Annotated in this window: 16 protein-coding genes; 14 read left to right on the top strand and 2 right to left on the bottom strand. The window is 44.5% G+C overall.

Going from position 1 to position 13,924, the window contains the following annotated elements:
- Positions 1-5 precede the first annotated feature (5 nt).
- The 7 genes from DWW91_RS09580 to DWW91_RS09550 all read left to right on the top strand — a co-directional run bounded on the left by DWW91_RS09580 (position 6) and on the right by DWW91_RS09550 (position 2,481).
- The gene (locus DWW91_RS09580) at positions 6-233 is read left to right on the top strand and encodes a DUF4248 domain-containing protein (RefSeq protein ID WP_046146697.1); all 228 of its coding nucleotides are present in this window, start codon (positions 6-8) and stop codon (positions 231-233) included.
- 162 nt (positions 234-395) lie between these two features.
- Complete coding sequence (locus tag DWW91_RS09575) at positions 396-650, top strand: prevent-host-death protein (RefSeq protein ID WP_048315279.1); 255 nt, start codon at positions 396-398, stop codon at positions 648-650.
- Positions 647-922, top strand: a complete 276-nt coding sequence (locus tag DWW91_RS09570; protein WP_122327563.1) for a Txe/YoeB family addiction module toxin — start codon at positions 647-649, stop codon at positions 920-922. The genes DWW91_RS09575 and DWW91_RS09570 overlap by 4 nt, the downstream gene beginning before the upstream one ends.
- 137 nt (positions 923-1,059) lie before the next feature.
- Positions 1,060-1,509, top strand: a complete 450-nt coding sequence (locus tag DWW91_RS09565; RefSeq protein WP_122327562.1) for an N-acetylmuramoyl-L-alanine amidase — start codon at positions 1,060-1,062, stop codon at positions 1,507-1,509.
- Positions 1,496-1,729, top strand: coding sequence for a hypothetical protein (locus tag DWW91_RS09560; RefSeq protein ID WP_122327561.1), 234 nt, complete (start codon positions 1,496-1,498; stop codon positions 1,727-1,729). Before DWW91_RS09565 ends, DWW91_RS09560 begins: the two co-directional genes overlap by 14 nt.
- On the top strand, positions 1,713-2,171 hold the full coding sequence (locus DWW91_RS09555) for a hypothetical protein (RefSeq protein ID WP_048315274.1): 459 nt from the start codon (positions 1,713-1,715) through the stop codon (positions 2,169-2,171). The genes DWW91_RS09560 and DWW91_RS09555 overlap by 17 nt, the downstream gene beginning before the upstream one ends.
- Positions 2,172-2,226: 55 nt before the next feature.
- Positions 2,227-2,481, top strand: coding sequence for a DUF6364 family protein (locus DWW91_RS09550; RefSeq protein WP_122327560.1), 255 nt, complete (start codon positions 2,227-2,229; stop codon positions 2,479-2,481).
- 100 nt (positions 2,482-2,581) lie between these two features.
- Here DWW91_RS09550 and fabD read toward each other — a convergent pair whose 3' ends face one another.
- Positions 2,582-3,463: an ACP S-malonyltransferase gene (fabD, locus tag DWW91_RS09545; RefSeq protein ID WP_007652765.1), complete on the bottom strand. Its 882-nt coding sequence runs from the start codon at positions 3,461-3,463 to the stop codon at positions 2,582-2,584.
- Between the two features lie 140 nt (positions 3,464-3,603).
- Here fabD and DWW91_RS09540 point away from each other — a divergent pair, with 140 nt between their 5' ends.
- From DWW91_RS09540 to DWW91_RS09530, 3 genes are all read left to right on the top strand, one after another.
- Entirely contained in the window at positions 3,604-3,798 is a 195-nt protein-coding gene (locus DWW91_RS09540) for a twin-arginine translocase TatA/TatE family subunit (RefSeq protein ID WP_007652767.1), read from the top strand.
- A gap of 5 nt (positions 3,799-3,803) precedes the next feature.
- Complete coding sequence (tatC, locus tag DWW91_RS09535) at positions 3,804-4,661, top strand: twin-arginine translocase subunit TatC (protein WP_046146701.1); 858 nt, start codon at positions 3,804-3,806, stop codon at positions 4,659-4,661.
- Between the two features lie 103 nt (positions 4,662-4,764).
- Entirely contained in the window at positions 4,765-6,981 is a 2,217-nt protein-coding gene (locus DWW91_RS09530; RefSeq protein WP_122327559.1) for a GH92 family glycosyl hydrolase, read from the top strand.
- A 104-nt stretch (positions 6,982-7,085) separates the two neighbouring features.
- On the opposite strand, the gene DWW91_RS09525 is transcribed toward DWW91_RS09530, so the two are convergent.
- The gene (locus DWW91_RS09525) at positions 7,086-7,949 is read right to left on the bottom strand and encodes an esterase family protein (protein WP_122327558.1); all 864 of its coding nucleotides are present in this window, start codon (positions 7,947-7,949) and stop codon (positions 7,086-7,088) included.
- Positions 7,950-8,086: 137 nt separating this feature from the next.
- On the opposite strand from DWW91_RS09525, the gene DWW91_RS09520 reads away from it, so the two are divergent.
- From DWW91_RS09520 to DWW91_RS09505, 4 genes are all read left to right on the top strand, one after another.
- On the top strand, positions 8,087-10,348 hold the full coding sequence (locus DWW91_RS09520) for a cation:proton antiporter (RefSeq protein ID WP_122327557.1): 2,262 nt from the start codon (positions 8,087-8,089) through the stop codon (positions 10,346-10,348).
- A 103-nt stretch (positions 10,349-10,451) separates the two neighbouring features.
- Positions 10,452-11,291, top strand: coding sequence for a DUF5032 domain-containing protein (locus DWW91_RS09515; protein WP_122327556.1), 840 nt, complete (start codon positions 10,452-10,454; stop codon positions 11,289-11,291).
- A gap of 149 nt (positions 11,292-11,440) precedes the next feature.
- A complete protein-coding gene (locus DWW91_RS09510) occupies positions 11,441-12,607 on the top strand; it encodes an alginate lyase family protein (RefSeq protein ID WP_010799933.1) in 1,167 nt (388 codons plus the stop codon).
- A gap of 48 nt (positions 12,608-12,655) precedes the next feature.
- Positions 12,656-13,900 (top strand): glycoside hydrolase family 88 protein, encoded by a 1,245-nt coding sequence (locus tag DWW91_RS09505; protein ID WP_122327555.1) that lies wholly within the window; start codon positions 12,656-12,658, stop codon positions 13,898-13,900.
- The last annotated feature ends 24 nt before the right edge of the window (positions 13,901-13,924 follow it).

Raw genomic sequence — 13,924 nt, 5'->3', positions numbered from 1 at the left:
CAATCATGGATAAGAGCAAGGTATGGGGGCATACGGAACTGGCCCGGTTGTATTTCCCGGGTATTTTACTGAAATCGGCTTCTGCACAGTTGTCGTTGTGGATCAGACGGGATGAAGAGTTGCTGGAGGATCTGAAGAAAGCAGGTTACCGCAAGGGGCAGCGTATGTTTACGCCGCGCCAGGTGGAGATCCTGGTGGATCATCTGGGCGATCCTGAGACCTGGAATATTTGATAATAAATAAACGAAGCGGGACGGTGAACGTGTTCGGGTTCAATCCTTGTCTCTTTGCCTGAATACTCCGGTTCCCGGTAAAATATTTTATTATAACGTGTACCAAATTTGTACGCAATAATAATTATCACTATCTTTGCTTCAAATAAAACCTATACAGCCATGTTAGTAGTAAGCAGTAGAGAATTCAGAGACAACCAGAAGAAGTATTTCGATTCGGTTGATAATGGAGAACAGGTAATTGTTCAAAGAGGAAAGGACCGTTCTTACAAGCTCGTTCCTGTGACGAGTAGCGATGTTTGTATGACAGAGGAAGAGTTCTACGAAAAGATAGACCGTTCCATCCAACAGGCTAAAGAAGGCAAGGTGCTGAGAGTATCATCTAACGAGGATCTTAAAAACTTGCTAGGTTTATGATTGAATATGAATTGGTGTTTACTCAAGAAGCACTAGATGATATTCAGAAGCATAAGAAGAGTGGTAATAAGCCATTATTAAAGAAGCTTGAGAAGCTCCTTGTGGAATTGAGACAACATCCTTCTACCGGTACCGGGCAGGTTGAAATATTGAAACATTACAAAGAAGAAACTTGGTCGCGAAGAATAAACGATGAGCACCGGCTTGTTTATCGTATTAAAGACGATATGGTAGTGGTGCTTATATTATCTGCATATGGACATTATAAATAGCGAACATTAAGGTAGCCCAATAAGCTGCCTTTTTCCGTTTATTCCCTCTTATTCCTTGCTATTCCCATTTAAACCGATTCCGTCCTTTTACCTTCCTGTACATTTGCCTTCATATTAACAATAAATGGAATTGGATCATGAGAAAAATTAATCTGATTGTTTTGCATTGTTCGGCTACCCGTGAGACGATGGAGTATACGCCGGAGCAGCTGGAACGTGACCACAAGGCGCGTGGTTTCTTTTCGGCCGGTTATAATTATTATATCCGCCGTTCGGGTGAGGTCGTACCGATGCGTCCGCCGGAGCAGATTCCGGCACATGCGAAAGGGTATAATGCGTTCAGCCTGGGGATTTGTTACGAAGGTGGGCTGGATGCCGACGGGCATCCGAAAGATACGCGTACGGAGAGGCAAAAATTGTCTATCAGGGGATTGTTGTTGCTACTGCTAGTGCAGTATCCGGGATGCCGGATCTGCGGGCACCGTGATTTGTCGCCCGACCGGAATGGCGATGGGAAGATCACGCGGGATGAATGGTTGAAAGAGTGTCCTTGTTTTGATGCGGAGGAGGAGTATGGGATATTGTAAAAGAAGGGGTTGGTCGCTTGGTTGCCAGTTATGGGTGGCGGTTTTGTTGTCGCTGGCAGGTGTCGTATTGTTGTTTATGGGGTTTTGGTGCAGTCCGGCAGGGGAGATACATAACTCGGTGTTGGTGGGATTCGGTGAGGTGTCGACGTTTTCAGGGGCGTTGTTCGGGGTGGATTATAGTTATAAATATAAGATCAGAAGGGATGAGAAAGAGGGATAAGGGGATGATGTTGTGTTTATGCATTATGTTGGCAGGCAGTGGCTGTAGGACGGGGAGGCGGGTGGCTGTCGACCGGACGTTCGGGGAAAAGGATTCGTTGGTTGCAGAGCGATATGATCGTTTGCGGGCGGAGCATTTATGGAAGTCTGATATGCAAACGACGCTCCGGTGGGAGGAGGTGTCGCTTTCTGCACCCGACAGCAATGGCAGGCAGTATGTAGGGCAAATAAGGCGTGCTGTAGCGGACTGCCGGCAGGTATCTGTCAGTCAGGATACCCTGCTCTCATTTTCGCGGCAGGAAAGCCGCCGGCTGCGGGAAACAGTGGCTACGGAGCAGAAAGAAAGTAGCTGGTCGCTGGGGAGTTTGCCGGTTTGGTGGGTGCTGGGTGGGGGAGGGGTATTGTTATTGGGAGTTTGGTGGTGTAATAGAAGAAAAAGATAGCATTTGAATAGATAGGAAACAGAATAATGATTATCTTTGACAAAAAAGATGATGTATGGAAACAACACAGATAAAATTAAATAAAAATGTTGTTGATAAAGCTGTAGCTTATGCACGGCAAAGAGGATTGGATTTGTCTTCTATCATAGAAAATTATTTGGATCGTCTTGTGCAGCAACCAAAAGCTAACGAAGAACCTATACCTGATATTGTATTGAGTTTATTAGGGGCTGGAAAGATTGATGACGATGATGATTTAAATGGCAGAAAAGCTTATCATAAATATTTGGAGGAAAAATATCAGTTTTAACTCCAGGTGAATATTTATCTCAGTTATAATTGGCATGTTTGTAAATAAAAAAGGAGGTAAACTATTACTGTTTACCTCCTTTTTTATAATATATTGCTCATTATTGCATACCTTCCGTAGTCATTTCTTTATTGATTTTCTTGACTAATCCTTGCAGTACGGCACCCGGGCCTAATTCGATGAAATGGTCGGCACCGTCGGCGATCATGTTCTGAACGCTCTGAGTCCAACGAACCGGAGCTGTCAGCTGGGCGATCAGGTTGGCCTTGATTGTTTCAGGGTCGGTTTCGCCTTTTGTGCTTACGTTCTGGTAAACAGGGCAAGAAGGTTTGTGGATCGGAGTTGCTTCGATAGCGGCAGCCAGTTCGGCACGGGCCGGCTCCATCAGCGGAGAGTGGAATGCACCGCCCACCTTCAACTTCAATGCACGTTTTGCACCGGCAGCCAGCATCTTTTCGCAGGCAGCGTCGATACCGGGGATTGAACCGGAGATAACCAGCTGACCCGGACAGTTGTAGTTTGCACAAACAACGACTTCGTCTGTAATACTTGCGCAGATTTCTTCAACTGTTGCATCCGGCAAAGCCAGTACGGCAGCCATCGTGGAAGGAGTGGCTTCGCAAGCTTTCTGCATAGCCATGGCACGTTTGGAAACCAATACCAGACCATCTTCAAAAGACAGTGCTCCGGCTGCAACAAGTGCAGAGAACTCACCCAGGGAGTGGCCGGCTGTCATATCCGGTTGGAACTGGTCGCCTAAAGTTTTAGCGAGGATAACCGAGTGTAAGAATATGGCAGGCTGTGTAACCTTGGTTTGTCTCAGATCTTCGTCTGTTCCTGCGAACATCAGATCTGTAATGCGGAAACCGAGAATTTCGTTTGCTTTCTCAAACATCTCTTTTGCAAGGGGATTGTTATCGTAAAGGTCTTTTCCCATTCCGACAAACTGTGCACCCTGACCGGGAAATACATAAGCTTTCATCTTTCTAATCTTTTTCTAATTTCAGTTTTTTAAGACGGTGCAAAGGTAATAAATTTAGAATAATGGAGTGACTATTCGTTACAAATAGTATCTTTGCCCCTATTAAAAGGAGAATATTAACGACTAATATTTATAATATCATGAACGAATTACTATTTTTAGGAAATTTAGGTACAGGCGAAATCGTTATCATCGCCATTGTTGTGTTGTTACTTTTCGGTGGAAAGAAAATCCCTGAACTGATGAAAGGTATCGGTAAAGGTGTGAAGAACTTTAAAGACGGTGTAAAAGGATTAGAAGACGACATTAAGCTGGACGACAACGATAAGAAGTAGACGAAATGGAAGAATTGGAACAAGATGAAATGTCCTTCTGGGACCACCTGGAAGAACTTCGTTGGACTTTATTCCGTTCTATTCTGGCGCTCTTTGTTTTTGCTATCGGTAGTTTTGCTTTTATGCGTGATCTTTTCGATCACGTTATTATGGCTCCCTGTTATGCTGATTTTATTCTTTATCGTTGGTTGTGTGAACTGAACAAGTGGCTTATTGATATTAGTCCGTGGTTTGATGTTTTACCTGATTTCTGCAATGATACTTTTCATGTGGATATAGTAAATATTAAGCTGGCATCTCAGTTCTTTACTCATATGACTACCTCATTCTGGCTGGCCCTTGTATTGACTTTCCCTTATTTAATGTATGAGTTATGGAGGTTCATCAGTCCGGCTTTGTATGAGAACGAAAAGAAAAATATCAGATGGGTATTCTTTTTTGGAACAATAATGTTTTTCCTGGGATGTGCCGTAGGTTATTTTATGGTATTCCCGATGACACTCCGTTTCCTGGCAACGTATCAGTTGAGTGCTAATATTACCGAACAGGTCTCTTTAGATTCGTATATGGATAACTTCCTGATGCTGATCTTTGTGATGGGGATTGTTTTCGAAATGCCGTTGGTATCGTGGTTGTTGTCGAAGCTGGGATTGCTGCACAGAGGATTTTTCCATAAGTACAGGCGCCATGCCATTGTGGGATTGCTTGTTGCCGCAGCATTTATAACACCAAGTAGCGATCCGTTTACACTGAGTGTCGTGTTCTTCCCGCTTTACGGTTTGTACGAATTAAGTGCATTCTTTGTAAGAAAACCGCCGGTAGAAGAACCGGATGAAGAGGACGAAGAAGAAAATGAAGGTTAATAAACCATAGACATTGGAATTTAGTTATAGAAAGAGACGTACATTGTTTAAATGTTACGTCTCTTTTTGTATATTTGTCAAGACTTAAACAATTTATAAACAAATGAGGCACATCACTTTATTGGCGGTCTCCTTGCTGGCTTTGATGGCCTGCACGCCGGAGAAACAACAGGAGGCGGATTATGCGCAGTATGTTAATCCTATGATCGGTACTGATTTTACCGGGAATACTTACCCGGGAGCACAGGCTCCTTTCGGTATGGTGCAGTTAAGTCCTGATAACGGGTTGCCCGGATGGGACCGTATCTCAGGTTATTTTTATCCGGATACGACGATTGCTGGTTTCAGCCATACGCATCTTTCCGGTACCGGGGCAGGGGATTTATATGATATCTCCTTTATGCCGGTGACCCGCCCGTATAAAGAGGCTGAAGCACCGCTGGGTATTTATTCCACTTTTTCACATAATGACGAGGCTGCTTCGGCCGGTTATTACCGGGTGTTGCTGAAAGACTATAATATTAATGTCGAGTTGACGGCTACCGAACGTTGCGGTATCCAGCGTTATACGTTCCCGAAGGCAGAAGCTTCCGTTTTCCTGAATCTGAAGAAGGCGATGAACTGGGATTTTACGCTTGATTCTTATATCGAGGTGGTCGATTCCGTTACTATCCGCGGTTACCGTTTTTCACAGGGATGGTCGCCCGACCAACATGTCTATTTCCAGACCCGTTTCTCCAAACCGTTTGTAGCTTACCATATGGATACGACAGCAATTGTGACGAAGGATAAAGGCCGTATCGGTACTGCCTATGTAGCTCGTTTCGATTTCAATACGGAAAAGGACGAAGAGATTCTGGTGAATACGGCTATTTCGGGTGTGAGCATGGAAGGTGCGGCAAAGAACCTTCAGGCAGAAGTGCCGGTCAACGATTTCGACCGTTATCATACGGAGGCTGTCGCCCGCTGGAACAAAGAATTGTCGAAGATTGAAGTGAACGGCAATAATACGGATGACCTGGTTAAGTTCTATACCGCCATGTATCATACGATGATCGCTCCGACTATTTTCAGTGACGTGGACGGCTCGTACTATGGTCCGGACAATCAGATACATAAGGCTGACGGTTGGAATAATTATTCGACCTTCTCTTTGTGGGATACTTACCGGGCAGCCCATCCGTTGTATACGTATACGGACCCGAAACGTGTGAACGATATGATTCAGGGGTTCCTGAAATTCTACGAACAGAATGGCGCCCTTCCTTTGTGGAATCTGTATGGGCATGAAACGAATATGATGATCGGTTATCACGCTGTTCCTGTGATTGTGGATGCTTACCTGAAAGGAATCAGTACTTTTAATCCGGAACTGGCTTTACAGGCATGTGTTGCTACGGCGAATCGGGATGATTACCGGGGTATCGGGGAGTATAAGAAGTTGGGATATGTACCGGCTAACAGTGATCCGGAAAAATGGGAGAACTGGTCGTTATCCAAAACAATGGAATATGCCTACGATGACTATTGCATTGCCCGTATGGCGGAAAAGATGGGAAAGAAAGCGATTGCGGATGAATTCTATAAACGTTCACAGAACTATCGCAATGTCTATAATCCTGAAACGACCTTTATGCAGCCGCGTGATGAAAAGGGGAATTTCGTAACTCCGTTCAATGCGAAAGATTATACGGAAGATATCTGCGAAAGTAATGCATGGCAGTATTTCTGGTATGTTCCGCAGGATCTGGACGGCCTGATCGGTTTGCTGGGCAGCAAGGAGCGTTTCACGGAAAAGCTGGATAGCATGTTTACGTATGCTCCGGATGCGAAAGAAGACCTGCCAATTTTCAGTACAGGTATGATCGGACAATATGCGCATGGCAACGAACCGAGCCATCATGTTATTTATCTGTATAATAAGGTGGGACAACCCTGGAAGACGCAGAAGTATGTGGCTCAGGTTTTGCATGATTTGTATCTGAATGCTCCGGATGGTATCTGTGGCAATGAGGATTGCGGACAGATGTCGGCCTGGTTCGTTTTCAGTGCGATGGGATTTTATCCTGTCGATCCGGTAGGCGGACAGTATGAGATAGGAACTCCTTTGTTCCCGGAAGTAAAAATGCATTTGGCGGATGGTAAAGTATTCAAGATTTTAGCTCCGGGAGTAAATGCGGAGAATATCTATATCCAGTCAGTCAAACTGAATGGCCAGCCTTACGACAAGAGCTATATCACCCACGACCAGATCATGAGCGGCGCAACGCTTGAGTTTGAAATGGGAAATCAGCCAGGGCAGGTTTGGTATAAGGATTAATGAGTTGACAGTTGACAAGTGACACTTGTCAACTGTTCAAATGGTGTAATTGTTGTGCATAGTGGGGCGCACCGGTATGTTTCGGAGGATCTTGGTACTGATTACTATTGATTTCTCCGGAATGCTCCGCTGACAAATTCCAGGACGTTGGGCAATGCCGTGCGCCAGTATAACCAGGTATGTCCGCCGCCTCTGACACGAAATTCATGTTTCATCCCTTTCTCCCGCATGATCTTATGGGCCTGGAAATTACCATCCAGCAGACCGTCCTGGTCTCCGCAGTCAATGTAATAACGGATGCGGGGCAGATTCTCTTTATCCAGTTCGGAAAGCATTTTTAAGACGCTGTTTTTGTGCCAGTAATCCAGTCCGGGACCGAACAGGCGGCCGAAGAGGTCTTTGTGTGATTCAGCCTGGCGACGTTCCATCACGCTGTCGTCGAAAATAGCGGCACTAAGCGGGGCACAGGCGGAAAACATATCCGGATGATGCAGGGTGTAAAGGAACGAACCGTAACCTCCCATCGACAGTCCGGCGATGGCACGGAACTCTTTGTTACTGCGGGCGCGGTAGGTCTTTTCGATATGGGGGATCAACTCTTCAAAAAACATGTCTTCGTAGGGTACCTTTCCGTCGTATTGGTTGATATACCAGGTATCCCAGGCATCCGGCATGACAACGATCATAGGCACGGCCTGGTCGCTACAGATGGTACGGTCGGTAATTTCCTGCATCTGCCCGGTTTGTATCCACATGGTTTCATTATCGGTATAACCGTGCAGCAGGTAAAGCACCGGATAATAACGTTCGGAGCTGTTGTATCCGTCCGGGAGATAGATCGAGTAGGAGACTTCTTTTCCTAACTTTTTACTTTGGAACTTGACCGATTCATGAACGGTACTTTGTGCGAATCCTGCTAAATTAAAACAGAAACACAGAACAAGAATGAGAATAATCTTGTTTTTCATATACTAACAGATTTAAGTAAATAGATAGATGTTTTTATTTATTTCTAGCAAAGTTATAAAAAAGCATCGGCTGTACTTGATAAAATACGGAAAAATGTTATTTTTGTTAGCTAACAGATTAATCAATAATATATTGTATGTCGCATTTACCAGATTTGATTTCCGATCTTGCATTGATTCTTATATCCGCAGGGATAATAACTTTATTATTTAAATGGCTGAAACAACCCCTGGTACTGGGGTATATCGTCGCCGGTTTACTGGCCGGGCCTTATGTACAGATTTTTCCTACGGTAGTAGACGTTGAAAATATTAATTTGTGGGCGGAAATGGGAGTCGTCTTCCTGCTGTTTGCCCTGGGACTTGAGTTTAGTTTCAAAAAGTTGATGAATGTCGGCTCTACCGCTTTTATTACGGCGATGACCGAGGTGATAACGATGCTGATCGTCGGTTATCTGGTCGGGCATCTGCTGGGATGGTCTACGATGAATTCCATATTTCTGGGCGGGATGCTGTCGATGTCGTCGACAACGATCATTATAAAGGCTTTTGATGATCTGGGGTTGCGGAGCCAGCGGTTTACGGGGATTGTGTTCGGAACGTTGGTCGTCGAGGACCTGGTTGCCATTATTATGATGGTCTTGCTTTCAACGATGGCGGTGAGCCAGGAGTTTGCCGGGGAGGAAATGATCGGCAGTATCCTGAAGGTCGCCTTTTTTCTGATTCTCTGGTTTCTGGTAGGTATATTTATTATTCCGGCTTTCCTGAAAAAGGTGAAGAAGCTGATGAATGATGAAACGTTGCTGGTTATTGCACTGGGCTTGTGTCTGGGAATGGTGGTGGTAGCGACGAAAACGGGTTTCTCGGCTGCTTTGGGGGCCTTTATCATGGGGTCTATCCTCGCCGAAACGATAGAGGCAGAGCGCATCGAACATATTATCAAGCCTGTCAAGGATTTGTTTGGCGCCATCTTTTTTGTGTCGGTAGGTATGCTGGTCGATCCGGCTGTCCTGGTGCAATATGCATGGCCTGTCATTCTGATCACTTTGGTGACGATCGTGGGGAAGGCTTTCTTTTCGTCTTTCGGAGTACTTCTGTCCGGACAACCGCTGAAAACATCTATTCAGTCGGGTTTCAGTCTGGCTCAGATCGGTGAATTTGCCTTTATCATTGCGGCTTTAGGGGTGTCGTTGAAGGTGCTCGACGAGTATGTTTATCCGATTATCGTTGCCGTGTCGGTGATAACGACTTTTACGACTCCTTATTTTATCCGTTTGTCGGGACCGTTTGCGGAGTGGCTGTACAAGGTGTTGCCGGATAAGACGCGCGATTTTCTGGACCGCTATTCTTCGGGTACAAAAACGATTAACCATGAAAGCGACTGGCGTAAGCTATTAAAGATTTATGTAGGAAAAGTATTGATTCATTCGGTGTTACTGACGGCTATTCTGTTGCTGTCTACCCAGGTTATTCATCCGTTGCTGGTAGAAAAGTTTCCGGCGATGGATATGTGGGGAAATATTATTATGAGTGTACTGACGCTTCTTCTGATGGTACCGTTTCTGGCCGGATTGGTGGCGAACAAGAATAATTCGCCGGAGTTGTTTATGAGCCTGTGGAAGGATAATAAATATAATCATGGGAAACTGGTGGCGTTAGTGTTGTTCAGGGTGTTTGTCGCCATTTTGTTTGTTTCGATCGTACTGATTAAATATTATCATGTGCAATATGGCGTGGGGGCGATTATAGCAGTAGGAGTCTTGATCCTTATCATTCTGTTCCGCCGTGACCTGAACCAGTATTCCAGGCTGGAAGCCCATTTTCTTACTAACCTGAACCGTAGGGAAGAGGTCGACCGGAAACGTAATCCGTTGAAGACCAGTTTTAATAATCAGTTAAGTGATAAAGATATACACCTGGCCGTAGTACCGGTTTCCCCTTGTTCTCCTTATGCAGGGAAAGCGCTGTCGGACATACCGCTCAGAAAAGATTTTGGAGTAAGTATCGTAGAGATCATCCGTGGCGATCATAAAATCTATATCCCCGGTGGTTCCGATCATATTTATCCGCAGGATAAGGTGGTCGTAGTAGGGACCGACGAACAGTTGAAAGCCTTCCAGACTAAGCTGGAAGATCAGGAGAACGGTTCCGATTGTTCGGCCGGTCAGCCGAAAGAGATTACGGTCAATTCGTTTGTAGTCGATGACAGTTTCCCGTTCCTCGGACAGAGTATTATGCAGTCGAACGTAGGACGGCGGTACAATTGCCTGATTGTTGCGATCGAACGTAACGGGGATTCGCTGATGACACCGGATAACGATACGGTGTTCGAACCGGATGATCTGGTTTGGGTAGTGGGCGATAAAAATAAGATACAGCTGCTGATAAAAGGGGAGTGAATCCATGTTATTAAAATGTAGAGATTACTTAAAATTGGTTACTTCCGCCTTTATTTTGCCAAATGTTTTACTTTTGTGATGTTGAATTATAAAAGTAGAACTTATGAAAAAGTGTGTATGCTTGATGTTGATTTTAGTGATTGGTTTGATCTCTTGCGGAGGTGATGATAAACCTTCTCTTCCGAAGTTGAATAAGTTAACAAAGATTACCTGTAAAAAGAATGGGGCCGATTTCCCTGAATATTCTTTGGATATAATTTACAATCAGGATGGTAATGTTAGTAAGATAACGACTTCCAAAGGTACTTTTAACTTGATTTATACTGGAAATAAGATCTCTGTGATCGATGCTTCAAATGTGCATACGGAAGATTTTCAGATGAGTGGAAATGTGGTCGTAAATAAGCAGGAATGGGCTATCAATGAATATGTCCCGAATGCGGAATATGTGAAGAATGAATATCGATATAAATATGATCGTAGCAATCTGACTGAAGCTGATTGGATTTTTCAACGTCCGTTGGAAGAAGGAGGATATAAGAAAAATGATCCGGTATCTTTAGATAAATATACGTGGACTAACGGGAATGTAACCGTTTATCAGTATCTTCCGCGTGATGAGGTGAGTTATACCTATGGTAGCCAGTTGTGCCCAGCCAATTTCCCGTTCCGTGTGCTAAATACATTGAGACCGATAACACCGGATTTAGTAAATCCTTTGAATTCGTTATACGGGACCTCTAACCGCAATTTACCGGAATCGGCCAGCCGTTATTCGTTGGGCGAGAGTAAAAATGGTGCTGAATATACTTTTCGTTATCAGACAGTCGGTGACTATATCACTGGCATGGTTATTACAGAAGATATAAAATCAGTAGAAGGTCTGGATGCCGGACAGAATACGTATGAATATTCTTTTGTTTATAATTATGAAACAAACTAAATAAGATCGGATAGTATTATCTGTCGGTATTGTATAATTATCTCATCAAATGTCATTTTTGTAACAAATCTGCAAGCTTTTGCGATAATATTAAAAACCGGAAAGAGATGCTTGGCGTAATTTTGGACAGAAAATAATCTGTCTATGCCATGAATCTAAAATTGTTATTATTAATTTCTGCAACAATACTTGTATGCTGTCGTTGTTCTGACGGAACGCGATTGCAAAAGCGGGTATCAGATTTGTTGCATACGGAAATTATAACCCGGGGAGACCTGGCTTTAACGCAAGAACCTGTCACCATTACTTCTTTTGTCGCTGAAAGAAGCGCCGGAGGGGTACACGATTTTTATTCGGAAGGTGATTACTGGTGGCCTGATCCGGTTAATCCTGACAGTGCCTATATCCGGCGTGACGGGGAAACGAATCCGGATAATTTTGTTGCTCATCGCCATGCAATGATCCGTTTCAGTTCGATTGTAGGAGACTTGACTTCTGCCTGGATCGTGACGAAAGATGAGAAATATATTGTACAGGCATTAAAACATATCCGTGCCTGGTTCATTGATCCGGAGACACGGATGAATCCCGATCTTCAATACGCCCAGGCAATAAAAGGAATTGTTACGGGCCGTGGAATAGGAATAATCGATACTATTCATCTGTTGGAAGTCGTGCAGTCACTGATCGTAATGGAACAGGCCGGTTTGCTTTCCTGTGAAGATGCCGTTGCTACCAAAGACTGGTTTTCCAACTATTTATACTGGCTGACGAACCATCCTTACGGAAAGGATGAGATGAATGCCAAAAACAACCATGGTACCTGCTGGGTGATGCAGGCGGCCCAGTTTGCAAAGTATACCGGGAATAGAGAGGTGCTGGACTTCTGCCGCGAACGTTATCAAACAGTTCTGTTACCGGGACAGATGGATACGGATGGCAGTTTTCCGTTGGAATTGGCGAGAACCAAACCGTACGGATATTCTCTCTTCAATCTGGATGCTATGGCAACAGTGTGCCATATCCTTTCCGATGATACAAATAATCTCTGGCAATATACAACGAAAGACGGACGGAATATGCAGAAAGGGGTGGCCTGGCTGTGCCCCTATATAAAGGATAAGTCTGCGTGGCCGTTTGAAAAAGATGTGATGTATTGGGATGAATGGCCGGTGGCGCATACCGCTTTGCTGTTCAGCGTCTGCGATACGCCTGATGAAGATTATTTCTCCCTTTGGTCGGAGCTGGAACATTTTCCGGAGAATGATGAGGTGATACGGAATTTTCCCCTTCGCCATCCGCTGTTGTGGTTGTGATTATTCTGTTTTAGTTATTATTGATTTATCTTATTTAGTTGAAGAAATATGAAATTCAAAACTCCTATTTTTCTGTTACTGGCTGCTATGGCTTCCTGTGGAATCGAGAAACCCGATCTGGTTCAGGAGAACTTTGCTTTTGCCGGAACACAATTCAAGCAGGCTTTTGTCGAGATGGATGCTGCCCGTTGTGCGGAACCGAGACAAAAGCAGGAATTACGTGATAAACAAAACCTGGGCCCGTTGGCCAGTCCGCGTAATGTCGAACCGGACGGTACGTTGCATATGGTTATTTCCCGCGATTGGACGAGTGGATTTTTCCCAGGTGAACTTTGGTACATGTATGAATATACCAGGGATGATTTCTGGAAAGAAAAGGCGCAGCAGCAAACTGCCTTGATCGAACGTGAGAAGATGAACGGCGGAACGCACGATATGGGCTTTAAGGTCTATTGCAGTTTCGGAAACGGTTACCGGCTGACGGGTGATGCGGCTTATAAGGATGTTCTGTTGCAGGCTGCTTATACCTTGACTACCCGTTATAAAGAGGGTGCAGGGATAATCCGCTCATGGGACCATAGCCGGGATAAATGGGATTGTCCGGTTATTATCGATAATATGATGAACCTGGAACTTCTTTTCTGGGCGTTCAGGACAAGCGGTGATTCTCTGTTTTATAATGTAGCCGTAAATCATGCCCGTACGACAATGAAGAATCATTTCCGCGATGATTACAGTTCTTACCATGTGGTTGACTATGATACGATTACCGGAGCAGTGCTGCATAAACATACGCATCAGGGATATGCGCATGAATCAGCCTGGTCGCGCGGACAGGCCTGGGGACTTTACGGATATACCGTGTGTTACCGTGAAACGGGTTTGCCTGAGTTTCTGGAACAGGCGAAGCATATAGAAAATTATATCTTTTCCAGTCCGACATTGCCCGAAGACCTTGTTCCTTATTGGGATTTCAATGCTCCGGGAATACCCAATGAGCCTCGCGATGCTTCTGCTGCAACTGTTACAGCTTCTGCTTTATATGAATTAAGCATGTATGATCCGGCTAAACGTCAGGATTATATAACAAAAGCAAATACAATCTTAGAGAACCTGTCAGCAAATTACCGTGCGGCAGCCGGCAAAGACAGAGGCTTCCTGCTGTTGCATAGCACAGGTTCTAAAATGCACAATGTGGAGGTGGATGTCCCGATTGTATATGCTGATTATTATTATCTGGAAGCCCTCCTCCGGAAACAGAAACTGGAAAAAGAAGGAACGGCAATATTGTAAATTAACTAATATAAAACGAATAAA

Source organism: Parabacteroides sp. AF17-3 (genome assembly GCF_003635445.1).
Lineage (GTDB): Bacteria > Bacteroidota > Bacteroidia > Bacteroidales > Tannerellaceae > Parabacteroides > Parabacteroides goldsteinii.
The sequence above is the reverse complement of the archived record's forward strand: the minus strand, read 5'-3'. Positions and strand labels throughout refer to the sequence as shown.